Raw genomic sequence first — 17,130 nt, 5'->3', positions numbered from 1 at the left:
CAACACACTCGCCGCACTCTTCCCCGACCGACTACCACTCCACTAGAATCAAAGAAGAAGTCATCCGTGGCTTACACGGAAATCATGACAGGGCCTCTGACGCGGGCCGGGCACGGCCCCCGGGAGATCGGCCGCCGGCTCGGCCGTCCGGCCTCGACGGTCAGCAGGGAACTAGGCCGCAACACCGATCCCGGCAGCGGCGAGTATCTTCCCTATTCCGCGCAGGCCCAGGCCGAAGCCCGCCGGCCCCGGCCCAAACCGGGCAAGATCGCGACCACACCCGGGCTGCGGGACCGGATCCAAGACATGCTGGACGACCGGTGCAGCCCGGAACAGGCCAGCAATCGGCTGCGCCGTGATCACCCCGACCAGCCGGAGCTGCACGTGGTCCACGAAACCATCTATCAAGCCTTGTATGTCCAAGGCCGCGGCGAGCTGCGCCGCGAACTCAAAGCCGCGTTACGCACCGGCCGCACCCAGCGCAAACCCCGCGGCAGCGGCGAGCAACGCCAACCCCGGTTCACCGCACCCATGGTGATGATCAGCGACCGCCCGGCCGAGGCCGACGACCGCGCCGTCCCCGGCCACTGGGAAGGCGACCTCATCATCGGCGAGAACGGGGCATCCGCCATCGGCACCCTCGTCGAACGCACCACCCGCTACGTGATGCTCCTGCACCTCGGCCACTCCCGCACCGCCGAACACGTCCGCGACGCACTCATCACCACCATCAGCACACTGCCCGAACACCTGCGCCGATCCCTGACCTGGGACCAAGGCGCCGAAATGGCACGACACCACGAATTCAGCATCGCCACCACCATGCCCGTCTACTTCTGCGACCCCCACGCACCCTGGCAACGCGGCTCCAACGAGAACACCAACGGCCTCCTCCGCGAATACTTCCCCAAAAGCACCGACCTATCGGCCCACAGCCCCGACCACCTCGCCGCCGTCGCAGCCCAACTCAACCGCCGCCCACGAAAAACGCTCGACTGGGACACCCCAGCCGAGCGCTTAACTAAACTCCTCACCGAAACCAGATGATCACCCGTGTTGCAACAACCCCTGGAATCCACCCCCTCGGCTCAGCCGAGGGAAGGGGGCCTTCACGCGCGTTCGGCTACAGGAGGGCGCCCAGCGGCAGGATCAGCGCGATCGCGACCACGGAGATGACCGTCTCCATGATCGACCAGCTCTTCAGCGTCTGCCCGACCGAAAGCCCGAAGTACTCCTTGACCAGCCAGAACCCGGCGTCGTTCACGTGGGAGAAGAACAGCGAACCGGCGCCGATCGCGAGCACCAGCAGCGCGCTGTGCGACGGGTCCATCGTCGCGGCGAGCGGGGCCACGATGCCGGCGGCGGACACCGTCGCGACCGTCGCGGAGCCGGTGGCGAGCCGGATCGCGACCGCGACCAGCCAGCCGAGCAGCAGCGGCGACAGGTTCGCACCGGTGGCCAGGCTGGTGATGACGTTGCCGACCCCGGCGTCGACGAGGGTCTGCTTGAACCCGCCGCCCGCGCCGACGATGAGCAGGATGCCCGCGATCGGCGGGAGCGAATCGGCCACCGTGGACGACAGCTTGTCCCGGGTGAAGCCCGCGGACTTCCCGAGGGTGAGCATGCCGAGCAGGACCGCGGCGAGCAGGGCCACCAGCGGGTCGCCGATGAAGTCCAGCACGCGGCGGAGGTGGTTCTCCTTCTCCAGCAGGATGTCCGCGAGTGCTTTGCCCATCATCAGCACGACCGGCAGCAGCACCGTGGACAGTGTCGCGAGGAAGCCGGGCCGCCGTCCGTCCGAAGAGGACGATTCCGGGACGAGCCGCTCCGGCGCGACGGCGTCCGGGACCATCTTCGCGGCCAGCCTGCCGAACAGCGGTCCGGCGATGATCACCGTCGGGATCGCGACGAGCAGGCCGAAGGCCAGGGTGAGGCCGACGTTCGCGTTCAGCGCGCCCGCGGCGGCGAGCGGGCCGGGGTGGGGCGGGACGAGGCCGTGCAGCACCGAGAGCCCGGCGAGCGCGGGGATCCCCAGCAGCAGCAACGGTTTCCCGGTGCGCTTGGCGACCAGCAGGATCACCGGGATCAGCATGACCAGGCCGATCTCGAAGAACATCGGCAGGCCGATCAGCGCGGCGACCAGCGCCATCGCCCACGGCAGGGTGCGATCGCCCGCGCGGCGCAGGATGGTGTCGACGATCTGGTCGGCGCCGCCGGAGTCGGCGAGCAGCTTGCCGAGCATCGCGCCGAGCGCGATCAGCACGCCGACCGAGGCGACGGTGGAACCGACGCCGGAGCTGAAGCTCTTGATCAGCTTGTCCACCGGCATGCCCCCGACGAGCCCGAGCACGCCGGAGCCGAGGATGAGAGCCAGGAACGGATGCTGCTTCGCCTTGGTGATCAGGACGACGATCACGGCGATGGCGAGCACCGTCGCGCCGATCAAGCGGGTGTCGTGGCCGGTCCAGGCGGCGGCGAGGGTGGTGGTCATGAGCGGTCCTCGAAAGCGGAGAGGGCGGTTTCGACGATTTCTTCCGGCTTGTTCGCGATGTCGGCGACGAGGCCGCGCTCTTCCGGGCGCAGCGGCTCGAGGTCGGCGAGCTGGGAGTCCAGAAGGGACACCGGCATGAAATGGCCGGAGCGGGTCTTCATCCGGCCGGCGAGCAGGTCGCGGTCGCCGTGCAGGTGCAGGAACCAGACGTCGCCGCCGCCGCGCAGGATGTCGCGGTAGCGGAACTTGAGCGCGGAAGACGTCACGACGCCGCCGGAGGACTGGTGGTCGGAGATCCAGGCGGCGATGGCTTCGAGCCAGGGTTGCCGGTCCTCGTCGTTCAGCGGGTGGCCGGAGCTCATCTTGTCGATGTTCGCCTTCGGATGGAACGTGTCCGCTTCGGCGTAGTCGACGCCGAGGCGTTCGGCCAGTGCCGTGCCCACGGTCGTCTTGCCCGAGCCGGAAACGCCCATCACCACGATGACGGTCATCCGTACCTCCCACGTCGTTGTAGCCGGGACGAGTACAGCTCAAAAGTACTACTTAAGCAAGATGAAGTACTACTTAATCGAGTCAGAACGTTAGGGTCTCCTGGTGGGCAACGACAGGCATGCCGAAGTGCTCGACGCGCTCGGCTCCGCGATCGCGAACGGCAGGCTTCCGCCGGGCTCCGTGCTGCGTTCCGAGGAGCTCCAAGAACGGTTCGGCGCGTCCCGCACGGTGGCGCGCGAGGTGGTGCGCGTCCTCGAAACGATGTGCCTGACCAGCAGCAAGCGCCGGGTCGGGATGATCGTGCGCGAGCCGCGTGACTGGAACCATTACGACCCGAGACTGCTGCGCTGGCAACTCGACGGAGCCGAGCGGAAGACCGCGCTGCGAACCCTCACCGAACTGCGCTCCGGCGTCGAACCGTGCGCCGCCCGGTACGCCGCGCTGCGGGCGACACCGGAAGAGGGCGGCCGTCTCCGGGCCCTGGCGAAGAGGCTGGAGGAAACGGCGCACCAGCGGGACCTCGAAACCTTCCTGGGGCACGACGTCGCCTTCCACGATCTGCTGCTGTCCTCGTCGCGGAACCCGATGTTCGCGCAGCTTTCGGCGGTCGTCGCCGAAGTGCTCGCCGGGCGCACCGGGCACGGGCTGATGCCGGAGGAGCCGCAGCCCGAGGCCGTCGCGCTGCACGTCGAGGTCGCGGCGGCCGTCGACGCCGGTGACCCTGACCGGGCCGAACGCGCGATGCGGGACATCGTCATCCAGGCGCGTGACGAGATGGCCGTCCTTCTGGACGGATGATCTTCGAGTAATCTCTGCAGGTCTTCGAGGGATACTGCAGGCGGGGGGCGACGGTGAGCGCGGCGCGCGCGATCGGCTTGGTGTTGGGGGTGGCCGCCGACGGGGCGATCGGGGATCCCCGGTCGCGGCGTCCGGTAACGGCGTTCGCGAGGGCGGCTTCGGCGGTGGACGCGAAAGTCCGGTCGAAGCATCCGGCGGCCGGAGTACTTTGGACCGGCGGCCTCGCGGGTTCCGCCGTGCTGGCGGGCGTGCTCGCCGAACGCGCCGGACGGCGCAGCCCCGTCCTGCAGGCGACCACGACCGCGGTGACCACCTGGGCCGTCCTCGGCGCCGCCGGCCTGGCCGCGCACGGCACGTCGCTGGCGCGGGACCTCGAAGAAGGCGAACTCGAAACCGCGCGCGGCACACTGTCCACACTGGACCCCCGCGTCGCCGACGACCTCGGCGTCATCGGCCTCTCGCGCGCCTCGGTGGAGACACTCGCCGAGAACACCGCGGACGTCGTCATCGCGCCGCTGGTGTGGGGAGCGCTCGCCGGCGTCCCCGGCCTCCTCGGCTCGCGCGCGATCAGCCTGCTGCGCGGCCTCGGCAGGGGACGCCCCGAGCGCTACCGCTGGTTCGTCGCGCGGCTGGACGAAATCGTCCATCTCGTCCCCACGCGGGTCGCGGCCGGGCTGACCGTCCTCGCCGCCCCGGTCGTCGGCGGCTCGGCGGGCGGCGCGTGGCGCGCTTGGCGCCGGGACACGACCGCGCACCCGAGCCCGAACGCGGGCCGCGTCGAGGCCGCCTTCGCCGGGGCGCTCGAGATCCGCGTCGGCGGGCGGACCGTGTACCCGCACGGCGTCGAGGAACTGCCGGTGCTCGGCATCGGCCGCAACCCGGACGCCGGGCACGTGACGCGCGCCGTGGAACTCTCGCGAGTGGTCGGCTGGCTGGGGGCGATCAGCTCGGTGGTGCTGGCCGGTCTCGTCGGGCTTCGGCGACGGCGGCGCTGACCTGCGGTTTTCGGCGGCCGGGGGAGCAAGGGACCTTTGTTATCGCCTGGCGTGTTGACCTGCGAAAAGGGAGCGGGGGACCTTTGCTGTCGCCGAGTGACCGTGTGGATTTTGGGACGTCAGATGTCCTGAAATCCACACGGTCACGGTGAGCCGGTCCGGCTTCGTCGCGCCGCGGAGAGCAAGGGACCTTTGCTATCGCTCCCGCCGCGCCAGCTGCGCCCGCGCCCGCGCGTCCATCGGGCCGTCGCGCCGCGCCAGCTCGGCGTCGATCCGCGACCGGTCGGCAGGCTGCTTGTTGCCGCCGAACTTGAACTTCGCCCGCACCCCGGTCACAGTCAGTTCGACCCCGCGGATGCCGGGGAGCAGCCGCTTGTCCGGCGCCTCGGTGGCGCTCACCGCGACCCGGTCCCCGGACGGCTCGAAGTGCGCGAGCTGCCGGTCCAGCAACGCGGCCTTCTCCGCCGCGTCGTCGATCAGCCGGACGTCGCATTCGAGCTGGACGGACGCGTAGTACGACGTCGGGACGCCGTGCGGCGGGTCGTCGGGGGTGTTCCAGCCGGAGCGGATGTAGGTGTGGTCGTCGATCACCGACAGCAGCGCGCGCGGGTGTTCCTCCAGCAGCGGCCAGACCGGATTCGGCCGCGCGAGGTGCAGCAGGACCGTCCGGTCGCCGTCGAAGACGAAGTGAACCGGGTTGACGATCGGCAGGTCGCGGCCCGCGCCTCCGGCGATCAGCTGGCCGAAGTCGTGTGCGGAGAGCCAGGCCTGCCATTCGGCGTCGTCGTGGGCGGCGTCCCACGGGTGAATCAGCATGATCGGATAGCAACACGCCAAATGGACTTGTAAAAGGGCCATTCTCGCGTCAGATCAGGTGGCCACTTCGGAGCGTTCGTCCTCGGCCAGCATCTCCGCGACACTCTTGCGCCGCTGCGGCCGATCGGTGGTCAGCACGCCACCCGGCTTCAGTTCGCGGACGGTGAAGTACAGCCAGCCCATCAACGCCATGGCCCCGAAAGCGATCCATTGGAGCGCGTAGGAGAAGAACGGTCCGGCGTCGGTCTGTGGCAACGGCAGCGCGCCCAGCACACCGGGCTGGTTCACGTCGAGCTGGAAGTAGCCCGGCCGGATGTCCAGCTTCGCGGCCCGCGCGACGACCTGGGAATCGACGACGTAGCTCTGCAGTTTCCCGCCTGTCGACTCGTCGGCGAACGCGTCGCGGTTCTTGCCGTCCCTCTCGTCGTGACGTGCTCGCGTGACGATGTCGACCGTGCCGGTGGGAGGCGGGGCGAAGGGGAGCGCGCGCGACTTGTCGTCGAGCCGAACGTACCCTCGGTCCACCAGCACGATCGTGCCCTCGACGGTGCGGAACGGCGTCAGGACCTCGTAGGCTGCTTCGCCCTGTACGGAGCGCAGACGGGCCACGACCTCGCCCTCGGGCAGGTACGTTCCTTTCATCGCTACCAGGTGCCATTCGGTGCGCTGATCAGGGGCGGCTCCGTTGGGAAGCAGCTGGTCCAGCGACCGTGGCTGCCCGGAGAACGACTCGCGCAGCGCCGCGTTCTGGTGTTCGCGCTCGGTGTTGCGGGAGAACTGCCACGGCGCGAGCAGGGTGAAGCAGGTGACGGCGAAGGTGAACACCACCAACGTCAACGCCAGCCACCCGGGCTTCAGCAGGAACTTCAACCGCACCCCACCACGGTAAGCGGTCCGCCTCAGGCGTGTGCGCGCACCCAGTCGAGCAGGCCGGGAACGGACCGCTCGATCATGCCGAGGACGTCCTCGAAACCGTCGTCCTCGCCGTAGTACGGGTCCGGGACCTCGGCGCCTTCGGGCGCGGACGGATCGAATTCGCGCAGCAGGCGGACCTTCTCCGGGTCCGCGACCTTGCGACGGAGGAACGACAGGTGACTGTCGTCCGCCGCGAGCAGCAGGTCGGCGGCCAGATGCCCGCGGTCGACTTCGGCCGCGACGTGACCGGTCGGATAACCGTGTTCGGCCAGCTTCGCGCGCGCCCGCTTGTCCGCGGCCTCGCCCACGTGCCAGCCACCGGTGCCCGCGCTGGACACCCGCACGAGGTGATCGAGACCGGCTTCTTCGGCCTTCGCGCGGAAGACGAGCTCGGCCATCGGGGAACGGCAGATGTTGCCGGAACAGACGAAGACGATGTGCAGCACCCGATCAGTGTGAAGGCCGACGGAGATCGACCGCTCACCGGCTCCGAACGGCTACCGGGCGCGCGAAGCTGGAAAGCCGGGACGAAGCGGGAGTAGACCTCCTGGAGAGAAACACGCAGGAAGGTCGCGTATGAGCGCACCAACACCCATCGTCGAGTCCGCGGCAACCGGGCTCCGCTGGTATCGCATCACCGTCACGCATCCGCACCCCTACGAGGTCGGGCGGATCCTGTCGGAGCACCACTTCGTCCAGGCGAGATCGCCGAAAGAGGCGATGAGCAGGATGCCGTTGCAACTCCGGTCGAACGCGTCCGTCGCGCCGTACCAGGTCGGCCACACCGAAGTCCCCGATCACCCGACGAAGGCCTACCGGGCGATGCTGTGGACGGGCCGCGTGATGCGCGCGGCCGGGCGCTGGGCGATCAACAAGGACGCGAAGGCGCTGGACTGACCCGGAGGCGATAGCAAAGGTCCCTTGCTCTCTTTTCGCAGGTCAGCGGCTCAGGTGAGGTATCCCGGGAGGTTGCGAAAGCCACTTTCGCAACCTTCAACGTTGCGAAAGTGGCTTTCGCAACACGCGGCGGCCCAAGTGATAGCAAAGGTCCCTTGCTCTCCTCGGTGGCGACTGTGTGGATTTAGGTCATCCAACGCACCAAAATCCACACAGTCAGTCAGCACCGCTACGCGGAGTACAGGGTGTGTGGAAATAGGGACACTCAACGTCCCTATTTCCACACACCCCCGCCGGGAACGCGACACCCAAGGTCCATTTCCGCAGGTCAGCGCCCCGAGCGATAGCAAAGGTCCCTTGCTCCCACCGCCGCGGTCAAGGGCGCGAGCAGGCCGACCGCACGGACTCCCCGAGCGCGACCGAGTGCAGCCGGTCCAGCCCGCGCCGCGCGTCGGTCAGCCGCACCGTGCCCGCGAGCCGCATGTCGCACGACCGTCGCGTCCGCGCGTCCCGGGTCGAGCCGAGTTCGGCGAGCAGGCCCGCGTTGAGCCGGTCGATCACCGGCCGCACCTCGGTCGCCAGGTCGGGTCGTCCGGGCGGACGCGTGTCCGGGTGCTCGGTCCACCGCGCGTACAGGCCGCGCTGCACGGCCTTGTTCGCCTCGATCTGGTCGCGGAAGAACCGCACCACGCCGTCCGCGTCGAGACCGAGGCCGGGCGCCTTCGCGGCCATCGAGTCGAGGATCTGCTGTTCGCGCACCGGATCGTCGATCGGCGACGGTGTGCCGAACTTCGCGGCCGCGACCTTGTCGGCGATTTGCACGCGCTGAGCGGCGAGGTCGGTCAGCTTCCAGAGTCCCGGAGACGCCGACGCCGGCGCGGGTATCACCACGAGAAGCAACAAAGCGGCACAGAGCACCCGAAGTCGCATGCCCGGAAACGCTACATGCGAAAATCGCCGGGTGCCCGCGCTAGCCGAAGTCATCGCCGCCCTCGAGCAGGCGTACCCGCCCGAACTCGCCGAATCGTGGGACGCCGTCGGTCTCGTCTGCGGCGACCCGGCCGAGAACGTGGACAAGGTGCTGTTCTGTGTCGATCCGGTCGACGAGACCGTCGAGGAGGCCATCGAAGGCGGCGCGCGGCTGATCGTCGCGCATCACCCGCTGTTGCTGCGCGGCGTCCACGGTGTCCCGGCCGACAGCACCAAAGGGCGTCTCGTGCACCGTCTCATCCGCGCGGGCGTCGCGCTCTACTGCGCGCACACCAACGCCGATTCCGCGTCACCCGGCGTCTCCGACGCGCTCGCCGACGCCATCGGCCTGACCGTCCTCGGCCCGCTCGACCCCCGCGAGGACGGCGTCACCGGCATCGGCCGCATCGGTGAACTGCGCACGCCAGAACCGTTTTCCGTCTTCGTCGAACGCGTCGCGAACGCCTTGCCCCGCACGGAACCCGGCGTCTACGGCGCGGGCGACCCGGCCCGCCCCATCCGCCGCGTCGCCGTTTCCGGCGGTTCCGGCGACAGCTATCTCAAGCGCGCCACCGCCGCCGGTGTCGACGCGTACGTCACCGCCGATCTCCGGCATCATCCCGCCGGTGAGCACCTCGCCGAGATCGCGGAAGTCCCCGCCCTGGTCGGCGTCACACACTGGGCGAGCGAATGGCCGTGGTGCGAGCAAGCCTCGGCCGTCGTCCGGGCCGCCTTTGCGGGTAACGTCGGCGTTCACGTCTCCACGAGGTGCACCGACCCGTGGACGCTACGGGCCACCCGAACCGCGCACTAAGAATCCAAGGAGCACCGTGAAGGCCGACCCCGCCGTCCAGCGCAAGCTGCTCGAACTCGCGAAGGTGGACGCCGAACTCTCGCGTACCGCCCACCGCCGCCGCACCCTGCCGGAGATCGCCGAGATCGACGCGGGCGAGAAGACGGTGCGCGAACGACGTGACGCGCTGGTCTCGGTCCAGACCGCGGCGTCCGACCTCGACCGCGAGATCGCCCGGCAGGAGAAGGAGATCGAGTCGGTGCGTGCTCGCGGAGACCGCGACCGCAAGCTCCTCGAATCCGGTTCCGTCGCGGCGAAGCAGATGACCGACATCGAGCACGAGCTGAACAGCCTCAACCGGCGCCAGTCCGCGCTCGAGGACGACCTGCTCGAACTGATGGAGCGTCGCGAAGCGCTCGAACTCGACGCCCAGCGCACCAGCGCGGAGGTCGCCAAGGCCGAGAACGAGGTCGCCGAAGCCATCCGCCGTCGTGACGAGCAGTTCGCCGACCTCGACACCACGACGGCGCGCCGTGACGAGGACCGCGCCAAGCTCCTGCCGCGGTTCCCTGAAGACCTGATGAAGCTTTACGAGCGGGTCCGGGCACAGAAGGGCATCGGCGCGTCGCTGCTGCGGTCCCGCCGCTGCGGTGCCTGCCAGCTCGACATCGACCGCCGCGAGATCGCCGAGATCAAGGCCGCCCCCGAGGACAACGTCATCCAGTGCGAGAACTGCGGCGCCATCCTGGTGCGCACACTGGAGTCCGGCCTGTGACCGACCACGTACTCGTCGAGGCCGACGGTGGCTCGCGGGGCAACCCCGGCCCCGCCGGATACGGCGCGGTCGTCAAGGACGCGGCCACCGGCGAGGTGCTCGCCGAGCGCAAGGCGTACGTCGGCATCGCGACCAACAACGTCGCCGAGTACTCCGGCCTGATCGCCGGGCTCGCCGCGGCCGCCGAGCTCGGAGCGTCCACAGTGGACGTCCGGATGGACTCGAAGCTCGTGGTGGAACAGATGTCCGGGCGCTGGAAGGTCAAGCACCCGTCGATGCAGCCGCTGAACGCCGAGGCCAAGGAGCTGGCCGCCAGGTTTTCCCGGGTGCGTTACGAGTGGATTCCGCGCGCGGAGAACTCCCACGCGGACGGGCTCGCGAACGAGGCGATGGACGCCGGCCGTGAGGCCGAGAAGCGGCCGGAAGCACCGAAGACCGTGAAGCAGGACAGGGTCAGCCCGGCTGGCTGGACCGGCGCGACCGGGACGCCGACCAAGCTGCTCCTCGTGCGCCACGGCCAGACGGCGATGTCGGTCGAGAAGCGCTACTCCGGCCGCGGCGACGTGCCCCTCACCGAGCACGGCAAACAGCAGGCGGCCGCCGCCGCGAAACGGCTCGGCGCGATGGAGGGCCTGGTCGTCGACGGCGAGGCCGCGCCGATCATCGCCTCGCCGCTGATCCGCACCCAGCAGACCGCGCAGGCGATCGCGGACGCGCTCGGCGGCCGGGTCGAGACCCACCCGGGGCTGATCGAGACCGACTTCGGCGACTGGGAAGGCCTCACCTTCACAGAGGCGATGGAGCGCGACCCCGAATTCCAGACCAGCTGGCTTTCCGACACCTCGATCGCGGCGCCGGGCGGCGAAAGCTTCGACGGCGTGCACCGGCGGGTCCGCAAGGCCCGCGACGAACTGATCGCGAAGTACGGCGGGCGGACGCTCGTGCTGGTCAGCCATGTCACGCCGATCAAGGCCCTGCTGCGGATGGGCCTGGACGCCGGGCCCTCGCTGCTGTTCCGCCTGCATCTGGACCTGGCGTCGCTCTCGATCGTCGAGTTCTACCCGGACGGCAACGCGTCGGTGCGCTTGGTGAACGACATCTCGCATCTTTCCTGATCGGTGTCTCTTGAAGCGCGCTTTCGGATTTCCGTAGCCGGGCCGCGGCATCTGCCAGAAAGCGCGCGCACGTTTCCTCGCTCAACCGGCCGACCTCAGTTCGAGCCACACGCTCCTGATCGGGAAGGTGTGGCGCGGATCACGCCTGGATATGACGTGTCGAAGACGGCCGATGGGGTATTGGCTACAGTTTCGGCGACGGCACGTGAGCGAAAAGGCAAAGACGGGGACATGACGGCGAGCGCACTCAGCGAAGCTTCCGAACAAGGCGTGCCCGACCCGGCGGAGACGCCGGCCCGTCGTGGCCTGGCCGCCCGTGTCGCGCCGTACCTGGCGGTGCTCGCCGGTGTCGCGGCCGTCGCCTGGCACGCCACCCTCTATGGCCACTGGATCGTCGACGACGCGGCCATCACCTTCTCGTACGCGCGTAGCTTCGCCGACGGGCTCGGGCCGGTGCTGCAGCAAGGGCAGCCGTCGGTCGAGGGCTGGTCGAACTCGACGTGGCTGGTGGCGCTGGTGCTCGGCAAGCTCGTCGGCGTCTTCGACAGCGGAATGCTGTTCGGTCTCCCGGACTACGTCCTGTTCCCGAAGCTGCTGGGGCTCCTGTTCACCGCCGGGACGCTGGCCGCGTGCCACATCGTGGCGAAGCAGATCTTCGCGCGCTTCGCCTGGCTGGCGACGCTGGTCGTCGGGCTGACGCTGGCCGCGATCCCGTCGTTCGTCATCTGGACGATCTCCGGTCTGGAGAACTCCCTGTTCGGGATGGCCGTCGCCTGGCTCGCCGCGCTGCTGTTCGTGGCCGTGCGCAAGGACACCGTGCTCACCGCGAAGGTCGCCATCTGGTCCGGGGTGCTGGTCGCGTTCGCCGCGCTGACCCGCCCCGAGGGCCTGATCTACGGTGGCGCGTACCCGCTCGTCGTCCTTTTCCAGCTGCGGAAGCCGCTGCTGGGGCAGAGCGTCAAACTGGTCGTGGTGTCGGTGGTCGCGTTCGCGATCCCGTTCGGGGCGTATCTGGCCTGGCGGATCACGGAGTTCGGCAGGCTGCTGGCGAACCCGTCCATCGCGAAGGGGCAGGGCCTGCCCGGGCTCTCGGCGCTGAAGCAGCCGTTCGAGCTGGTCGGCTACGCCGGTATCGCCGGGACGATCCTGCTGGCGCTGACCATCGGCTACGCGCTGATCCGCGCGGAGTGGCGGCGCGCGCTGATCGCGCTGCTGGTGCCGCTGGCGCTGGGCATCGTCGCGTACGGCGTGATGGTCCCGGACTGGATGGGCCAGCACCGGTTCGCGACCCCGATCTGGATCCTCGCCGTGCTGGCGGGAACGCTGGCCGCGGGCGAACTGCTGCGCCGGTCGCGTGCCGTGCTCCGGACCGTCGTGGTGCTCGTGCTGGTCGCCGCCGCGATCCCGTCCGGGATGGGCTTCGCGTCGGCGTCGAAGAAGTTCCAAGAGGTCCCGACGGTGCCCGCGTGCCTCATCGCCGACCGTTTCGGCCGCGGCTTCAACACCATGGCCGACATCCTCGGCCTCCAGCAGGCGTCGCTGCTGCTGCCCGACCTCGGCGGTTCGTCGATGACCAGCCGCCTGCACCTGGTCGACATGGCCGGGCTGGTCGAGGCGGACGTCGCGGACTTCCTCAAGAACGGCGACCTGCCGGGGCTGCGCGACTACGTGTTCGAGAAGGTCAAGCCGACCTTCATCCACTCGTGGGGCCCGTGGGCCGCGGGCAACGGCATCACGGTCGACCCGCGGATCGACCGCGACTACGAGCCGATCTTCGTGTATCCGGGCAGCGGGCCGCGCAACGGTGACTTCGTGCGCAAGGACGCCGTCTCCAGCCCCGAGAAGCTGAAGGCCGTCCAGGAGTACGCCGCGAAGACCCTGCCGGACGTCGAGGCGGCGCGCTTCGGTGGCCCGCTCAAGGACTGCGGCCCGACCATGCACCCCGGCCAGACCGTCTACCTGCCGTAAACCCCCGCAATTCGGCACCTGATTGCGATCCTTGCCAAGCGCAACGATCGCAATCAGGTGCCGAATTGCGTAGGGGTCAGGGGTCAGGGGGCGGAAGTGACGAGGGGTTCGGGAGTGGCGGCGCCTCGTTCCAGGTCCGCTTCCTTCGCCCGGATCACCGGCAGTACGTGCTTCCCGAAGTGCTCGACGTCCTCCAGGTAGTGCAGGAAGCCGAGCAGCAGCAGGTTCGCCCCGCGCTTCTTGTACTCGATGGCCCGGTCCGCGATCTGCTCCGGCGTGCCGATCAGCCCGGTGCGGAAGCCGTCGTTGTACTGCACCAGATCCTTGAACTCCGAGTCGGCCCACATCCCCTTCTTGTCCGAAGTGGAGCCTCCCGCCTGTTTGACGGCGTTGCGGAAGCCCTCGACGGCGTCCGAGTTCGCCTTCTCGACGATCTCGCGCAGCACGGCCTTCGCCTCGCTCTCGGTCTCCCGCGCGATCAGGAAGCCGTTGAGCCCGAAGCGGACGGCGTGGTCGTTCTGGGCCGCGTACCCGCGGACCTCCTCGACCTGCTCGCTGAAACCGTCGAAGTCCTTGCCGTTGCTGAAGTACCAGTCGGACACCCGGCCCGCGAGCTTCCGCGCCGCCGTGGAGTTGCCGCCCTGGAAGATCTCCGGATGCGGTCGGCCGACCGGTTTGGGTTTGATGTCGAAATCGTGGATCCGGTAGAAATCGCCGGCGAATTCGGCGTGGTCGCTCGTCCAGAGTTCCTTCAGTACGCGAATGAACTCCTCCGAACGACGGTATCGTTCGTCGTGTTCCAGCCACGGTTCACCGAGGTTCGTGAATTCGTCCTTGAACCAGCCGCTGACCACGTTGACCGCCGCGCGGCCGCCGGAGATCACGTCCGCGCTGGCGATGAACTTCGCGAGCACCCCGGGATGCCACAGTCCGGGGTGGATCGCCGCGATCACCTTCAGCCGCTGCGTCGCGAGCAGCAGCGCGAGGCTGAATCCGGTCGATTCGTGCTGGTAGGCGGCACCATAGCTGGCCGTGTAGCGGACCTGGCTCAGCGCGTATTCGAACCCGCTGTTCTCCGCGAGGACGGCGAGATCCCGGTTGTACTCGTATCCCCAGTCGGTGCGCTGCTCGATGTCGCTCGTGACCAGGCCGCCGCTCACATTGGGGACCCAATAGGCGAATTTGAGTGGTTCGGATTCGATTCCCGGCATGTCGCGGAGTGAACCCGCCGCCCCCGGAAACCGTCAATCACCGTCCACGCGCTGGGAACGGCCGAGCGCGGAACACAATTCGGGTCGTCCGGTGATCTCCAGTTTGCGGTACGCCCCGGACAAATGGAGTTCGACGGTGCGGCGGGTCAGGTGCAGCGACTCGGCGATCTCCCGGTTGGTGAGACCCTGTGCGGCCATCAGCGCGACGCGGTACTCCTGTTTGGTGAGGCCGTGTTCGTTGTCCTTCGCCGTCGCGAGGCTCGTTCGCGCGCTCCGCAGCGCCTCGGTGGCCCGCCGCTCGAGCGGCCGGGCCCCGCAGTGCTTGCTCGACCGCACCGCCGGCCGCAGTGTGCCGACCGCCTTCTCGGCCTGCCCGTGCCGGGCCTGCAGCACGCCGAGTTCGGTCAGCGCCTCGGCCAGCGCCAGCTTCGCCGTCGACCCGCTGAGGACGTCGACGGCCTTGCCGAGCAGGCGTTCCGCCTCCTCGCCGAGACTGTCGTCGCGGACGAGGCCCGCCGTGGTCAGCGCGCCGCCGAGGATCCGCGGCGCTCCCCAGCGTTCCGCGGCGTCGAGGTCCTCCTCGGCGAGCCGGGCCGCCGCGTCGGTGCGCCCGAGCGCCAGCGCGGTGCGGGCGGCGTGCGCCCGCCAGGGGGCGAACCCGGGGAAGCGCATGCCGTGGTGTTCGAGACGGCGGCCGCAGCCGCGCAGGTCTTCGTAACCGAGTTCGGGCTCGCCGGTGGCCGCCCGGAGCCTGCCGCGGGCGTAGAGCAGGTAGTTGTGCGTGAAAAGTGCTTGGGTGGCCCCGAAATCCAGCTTGTCCAGCACCGCGTTCGCGACGTCGTGGCGGCCGAGGTCGACCGAGACCTCGATCAGTCTCGCCGCGCACAGCACCGCGATCGGGCAATGACCGGTGACGCCGCGTTCGTCGAACTGCCGCACCAGGGATTCGTAGTGGACACTCGCCCGCACCAGGTCGCCGCCCGCTTGCAGGGCGATCCCGCGGGCGAGCGTGGCGAGCGCCCCCTTCGGCACATGGAAGTCCCAAGGCAGGCGTTGGGTGTCGAGCACCTGGCAGAGCCGGTCGGTGAGCGCGGGCTCGTCGGCGAGCGCGGCCGTCGCGAGCGTGAAGAAGTAGGGCTGTTCGAACAGTTCGGGTTGTTCGCCGGACAGCGCCTCCCCGAAATACCGGACGGCGTTCGCCGAGGACTTCCCGCTCCGCACCGTGTCGAGCGCGAGCAACCCGGATCGGCTCTGTCGCGCGGCGGGATCGTTCAGCGGTGCCCACTGCCGCTCGAAGTCGCGGAAGTCCGGCGGCGGCCCGAGCCTGCTGCCCGCTTCGGCGAGATAGGTCATGCACAGCAACGGCCAGACGGCGTCGGGCCCGCCCGCGTCGAGCCGCGCGGCGAACTGCCCGGCGGAGTTGATCGCCAGCCGCGCGTCCGGGCCGCAGCACAGCGAAAGAATCATGGCCGTCGCGACGAACGCGGCGGTTTCGCGGTCGTCGATGTGATCGACGGCTTCGCGGACGCGGGCGGGCGCGAGGTCCGGGTCGCAGTGGAACTCCGCGTGCGCGAGCTGGAGCAGGATCGCCATCCGCTTGCGTTCGCTGAGCCGTTCTTCCAAGGCCCGCGACAGGAACCGCACCGCCAGTCCCGGGTCGCCCTCGACCACCGAATGCCGCGCGGCCAGCCGCAGCACGTCGACCGCCCAAGGGATCCTGATCGCGGTCGCCTCCAGGAGATGCGCGCCGACCCGCTCCGGCGCGGCACCCGAGTCGTGCAGGAGCCTGGCGGCTCGCGACTGGCTGACCGCCCTGGTGGTGAGCGGCATGTCGGCGAGCACCGAGTTGCGGACGAACCGGTAGGACAGCGCGGGCCGGTGGCTGTTGGTCAGCAGATGCACCCGCACCATCGTGTCGATGGCCTCGAGCGCGGTGCTCTCGTCGACCCCGGCGAGTTGTGCCAGCAGGTCGAAGCTCGCGTCCTCGCCGAGGATCGCGACGGCTTCGAGCATCTTCGGCGCGGCGGTGTACTCGTGCATGCGCACCCGCAGCACCTCGCCGATCATCGCCGACCCCGCGGTGTCCAGATCCATCCCGGGGACCAGGCGGCGCCTCAGCGCGCTGAGCAGGAACGGGTTGCCGCCGGTGAGCTCACGGCATTCCTCGGCGAACCGTCCGGGGGAGACGCGGAGGAACTCGGCGACGTGCCCCGCGCCCAGCCCGCGCAGCCGGATCGTCGCCGGCGTGCACCCGGACATCTCCAGCAGGGCGACCTCGCCGGTTTGCAGCTGCCCGATCAGCGAGGTCAGCACGACCAGCACCGGCAGCTGCTCGACGCGATGCCGGATGTAGGCGAGACAGCGCATCGACCACGGGTCGGCGAGGTGGATGTTGTCGATGCCGAGGAAGACCGGTCCCTGTTCGGCGGCGTGGCGGACGGTGCGGAAGAAGGCGTCGAGCGCCTCCGTCTGTTCCTGTTCGTTCCGGGGGCGGCGGTCCGGCAGGATCTCGGCCGCGTGCGGTGTGCGCGGCCGCGGCGATCCGGGTTCGGCGGGCGCGTGGGTGAGCGCTTCGAGGAGCTGGCGGCCGACACCGCCGCTCAGCTGCGTCTCCAGCCGGGACGCGGTCGCGATCGCGACGGTGAAGCCCGCCGCTTTCGCGAGTTCGCCGGCGGCTGTCAGCACCGACGACTTGCCCATGCCGAACTCTCCGACCACCACCGCGCTGACCGCGCGGCCGTGCAGGGCGGCCCGGAACAGCCCGGTGATCGTGTCGAGTTCGCTGTCTCGACCCAGCAACCCGGCGGCTCGGCGCTTCGGTACCGAAGGCCCGCCGAAGGGGCTCTCGGGATTTACTTCGGTATGCACCGTAGAGACCTTCGTGTCGGCTTGCGG

At 69.4% G+C, this 17,130-nt stretch carries 16 protein-coding genes; 8 read left to right on the top strand and 8 right to left on the bottom strand.

Features of this window, described 5'->3' with window-relative positions; all coding sequences use genetic code 11:
• Positions 1-84: 84 nt before the first annotated feature.
• Positions 85-1,047 (top strand): IS30 family transposase, encoded by a 963-nt coding sequence (locus ACIHAO_RS36690; protein ID WP_396565847.1) that lies wholly within the window; start codon positions 85-87, stop codon positions 1,045-1,047.
• A gap of 76 nt (positions 1,048-1,123) precedes the next feature.
• Here ACIHAO_RS36690 and ACIHAO_RS36685 read toward each other — a convergent pair whose 3' ends face one another.
• Together ACIHAO_RS36685 and ACIHAO_RS36680 are read right to left on the bottom strand one after the other, a co-directional pair.
• On the bottom strand, positions 1,124-2,491 hold the full coding sequence (locus tag ACIHAO_RS36685; RefSeq protein ID WP_396565845.1) for a gluconate:H+ symporter: 1,368 nt from the start codon (positions 2,489-2,491) through the stop codon (positions 1,124-1,126).
• Positions 2,488-2,982, bottom strand: a complete 495-nt coding sequence (locus ACIHAO_RS36680; protein WP_396565843.1) for a gluconokinase — start codon at positions 2,980-2,982, stop codon at positions 2,488-2,490. Before ACIHAO_RS36680 ends, ACIHAO_RS36685 begins: the two co-directional genes overlap by 4 nt.
• Before the next feature lie 103 nt (positions 2,983-3,085).
• Here ACIHAO_RS36680 and ACIHAO_RS36675 point away from each other — a divergent pair, with 103 nt between their 5' ends.
• Complete coding sequence (locus ACIHAO_RS36675) at positions 3,086-3,781, top strand: FadR/GntR family transcriptional regulator (RefSeq protein WP_396565841.1); 696 nt, start codon at positions 3,086-3,088, stop codon at positions 3,779-3,781.
• Between the two features lie 53 nt (positions 3,782-3,834).
• Positions 3,835-4,776 (top strand): cobalamin biosynthesis protein, encoded by a 942-nt coding sequence (locus ACIHAO_RS36670; protein WP_396565839.1) that lies wholly within the window; start codon positions 3,835-3,837, stop codon positions 4,774-4,776.
• 195 nt (positions 4,777-4,971) lie between these two features.
• On the opposite strand, the gene ACIHAO_RS36665 is transcribed toward ACIHAO_RS36670, so the two are convergent.
• Genes ACIHAO_RS36665 through ACIHAO_RS36655 form a run of 3 tightly spaced genes read right to left on the bottom strand, consistent with a single transcriptional unit; the run spans position 4,972 to position 6,953 of the window.
• Positions 4,972-5,592, bottom strand: coding sequence for an FMN-binding negative transcriptional regulator (locus tag ACIHAO_RS36665; RefSeq protein ID WP_396565837.1), 621 nt, complete (start codon positions 5,590-5,592; stop codon positions 4,972-4,974).
• Positions 5,593-5,646: 54 nt separating this feature from the next.
• Positions 5,647-6,468 (bottom strand): SURF1 family protein, encoded by an 822-nt coding sequence (locus ACIHAO_RS36660; RefSeq protein ID WP_396565835.1) that lies wholly within the window; start codon positions 6,466-6,468, stop codon positions 5,647-5,649.
• A 23-nt stretch (positions 6,469-6,491) separates the two neighbouring features.
• Entirely contained in the window at positions 6,492-6,953 is a 462-nt protein-coding gene (locus tag ACIHAO_RS36655; protein ID WP_396565833.1) for a low molecular weight protein-tyrosine-phosphatase, read from the bottom strand.
• Positions 6,954-7,083: 130 nt separating this feature from the next.
• Between ACIHAO_RS36655 and ACIHAO_RS36650 the strand changes: the two genes are divergently transcribed.
• Positions 7,084-7,404: a hypothetical protein gene (locus tag ACIHAO_RS36650; protein WP_396565831.1), complete on the top strand. Its 321-nt coding sequence runs from the start codon at positions 7,084-7,086 to the stop codon at positions 7,402-7,404.
• Positions 7,405-7,779: 375 nt separating this feature from the next.
• On the opposite strand, the gene ACIHAO_RS36645 is transcribed toward ACIHAO_RS36650, so the two are convergent.
• A complete protein-coding gene (locus ACIHAO_RS36645) occupies positions 7,780-8,334 on the bottom strand; it encodes a chorismate mutase (protein WP_396565829.1) in 555 nt (184 codons plus the stop codon).
• A 31-nt stretch (positions 8,335-8,365) separates the two neighbouring features.
• Between ACIHAO_RS36645 and ACIHAO_RS36640 the strand changes: the two genes are divergently transcribed.
• The 4 genes from ACIHAO_RS36640 (at position 8,366) to ACIHAO_RS36625 (ending at position 13,024) form a co-directional block, all read left to right on the top strand.
• The gene (locus ACIHAO_RS36640; RefSeq protein WP_396565827.1) at positions 8,366-9,187 is read left to right on the top strand and encodes a Nif3-like dinuclear metal center hexameric protein; all 822 of its coding nucleotides are present in this window, start codon (positions 8,366-8,368) and stop codon (positions 9,185-9,187) included.
• Positions 9,188-9,203: 16 nt separating this feature from the next.
• Positions 9,204-9,941, top strand: coding sequence for a zinc ribbon domain-containing protein (locus ACIHAO_RS36635; protein ID WP_125781084.1), 738 nt, complete (start codon positions 9,204-9,206; stop codon positions 9,939-9,941).
• The gene (locus tag ACIHAO_RS36630) at positions 9,938-11,056 is read left to right on the top strand and encodes a bifunctional RNase H/acid phosphatase (protein ID WP_396565824.1); all 1,119 of its coding nucleotides are present in this window, start codon (positions 9,938-9,940) and stop codon (positions 11,054-11,056) included. The genes ACIHAO_RS36635 and ACIHAO_RS36630 overlap by 4 nt, the downstream gene beginning before the upstream one ends.
• A 231-nt stretch (positions 11,057-11,287) precedes the next feature.
• Positions 11,288-13,024: a hypothetical protein gene (locus ACIHAO_RS36625; protein ID WP_396565822.1), complete on the top strand. Its 1,737-nt coding sequence runs from the start codon at positions 11,288-11,290 to the stop codon at positions 13,022-13,024.
• An 83-nt stretch (positions 13,025-13,107) separates the two neighbouring features.
• Here the strand turns inward: ACIHAO_RS36625 and sfnG are convergent, their stop codons facing one another.
• Positions 13,108-14,235: a dimethylsulfone monooxygenase SfnG gene (sfnG, locus tag ACIHAO_RS36620; protein ID WP_125796682.1), complete on the bottom strand. Its 1,128-nt coding sequence runs from the start codon at positions 14,233-14,235 to the stop codon at positions 13,108-13,110.
• A 33-nt stretch (positions 14,236-14,268) separates the two neighbouring features.
• Complete coding sequence (locus tag ACIHAO_RS36615; protein WP_396565819.1) at positions 14,269-17,103, bottom strand: AAA family ATPase; 2,835 nt, start codon at positions 17,101-17,103, stop codon at positions 14,269-14,271.
• Positions 17,104-17,130: the final 27 nt, after the last annotated feature.

Origin of the sequence: Amycolatopsis sp. NPDC052450 (assembly GCF_044547565.1) — a bacterium.
Taxonomy (GTDB): Bacteria; Actinomycetota; Actinomycetes; order Mycobacteriales; family Pseudonocardiaceae; genus Amycolatopsis.
This window is presented reverse-complemented; position numbering and strand designations above follow the sequence as displayed.

Coding starts and splice junctions, on each gene's coding strand:
- sfnG (WP_125796682.1), bottom strand. CDS start 14,235: ATGCCGGGAATCGAATCCGAACCACTCAAATTCGCCTATTGGGTCCCC.
- ACIHAO_RS36665 (WP_396565837.1), bottom strand. CDS start 5,592: ATGCTGATTCACCCGTGGGACGCCGCCCACGACGACGCCGAATGGCAG.
- ACIHAO_RS36680 (WP_396565843.1), bottom strand. CDS start 2,982: ATGACCGTCATCGTGGTGATGGGCGTTTCCGGCTCGGGCAAGACGACC.
- ACIHAO_RS36645 (WP_396565829.1), bottom strand. CDS start 8,334: ATGCGACTTCGGGTGCTCTGTGCCGCTTTGTTGCTTCTCGTGGTGATA.
- ACIHAO_RS36625 (WP_396565822.1), top strand. CDS start 11,288: ATGACGGCGAGCGCACTCAGCGAAGCTTCCGAACAAGGCGTGCCCGAC.
- ACIHAO_RS36650 (WP_396565831.1), top strand. CDS start 7,084: ATGAGCGCACCAACACCCATCGTCGAGTCCGCGGCAACCGGGCTCCGC.
- ACIHAO_RS36690 (WP_396565847.1), top strand. CDS start 85: ATGACAGGGCCTCTGACGCGGGCCGGGCACGGCCCCCGGGAGATCGGC.
- ACIHAO_RS36685 (WP_396565845.1), bottom strand. CDS start 2,491: ATGACCACCACCCTCGCCGCCGCCTGGACCGGCCACGACACCCGCTTG.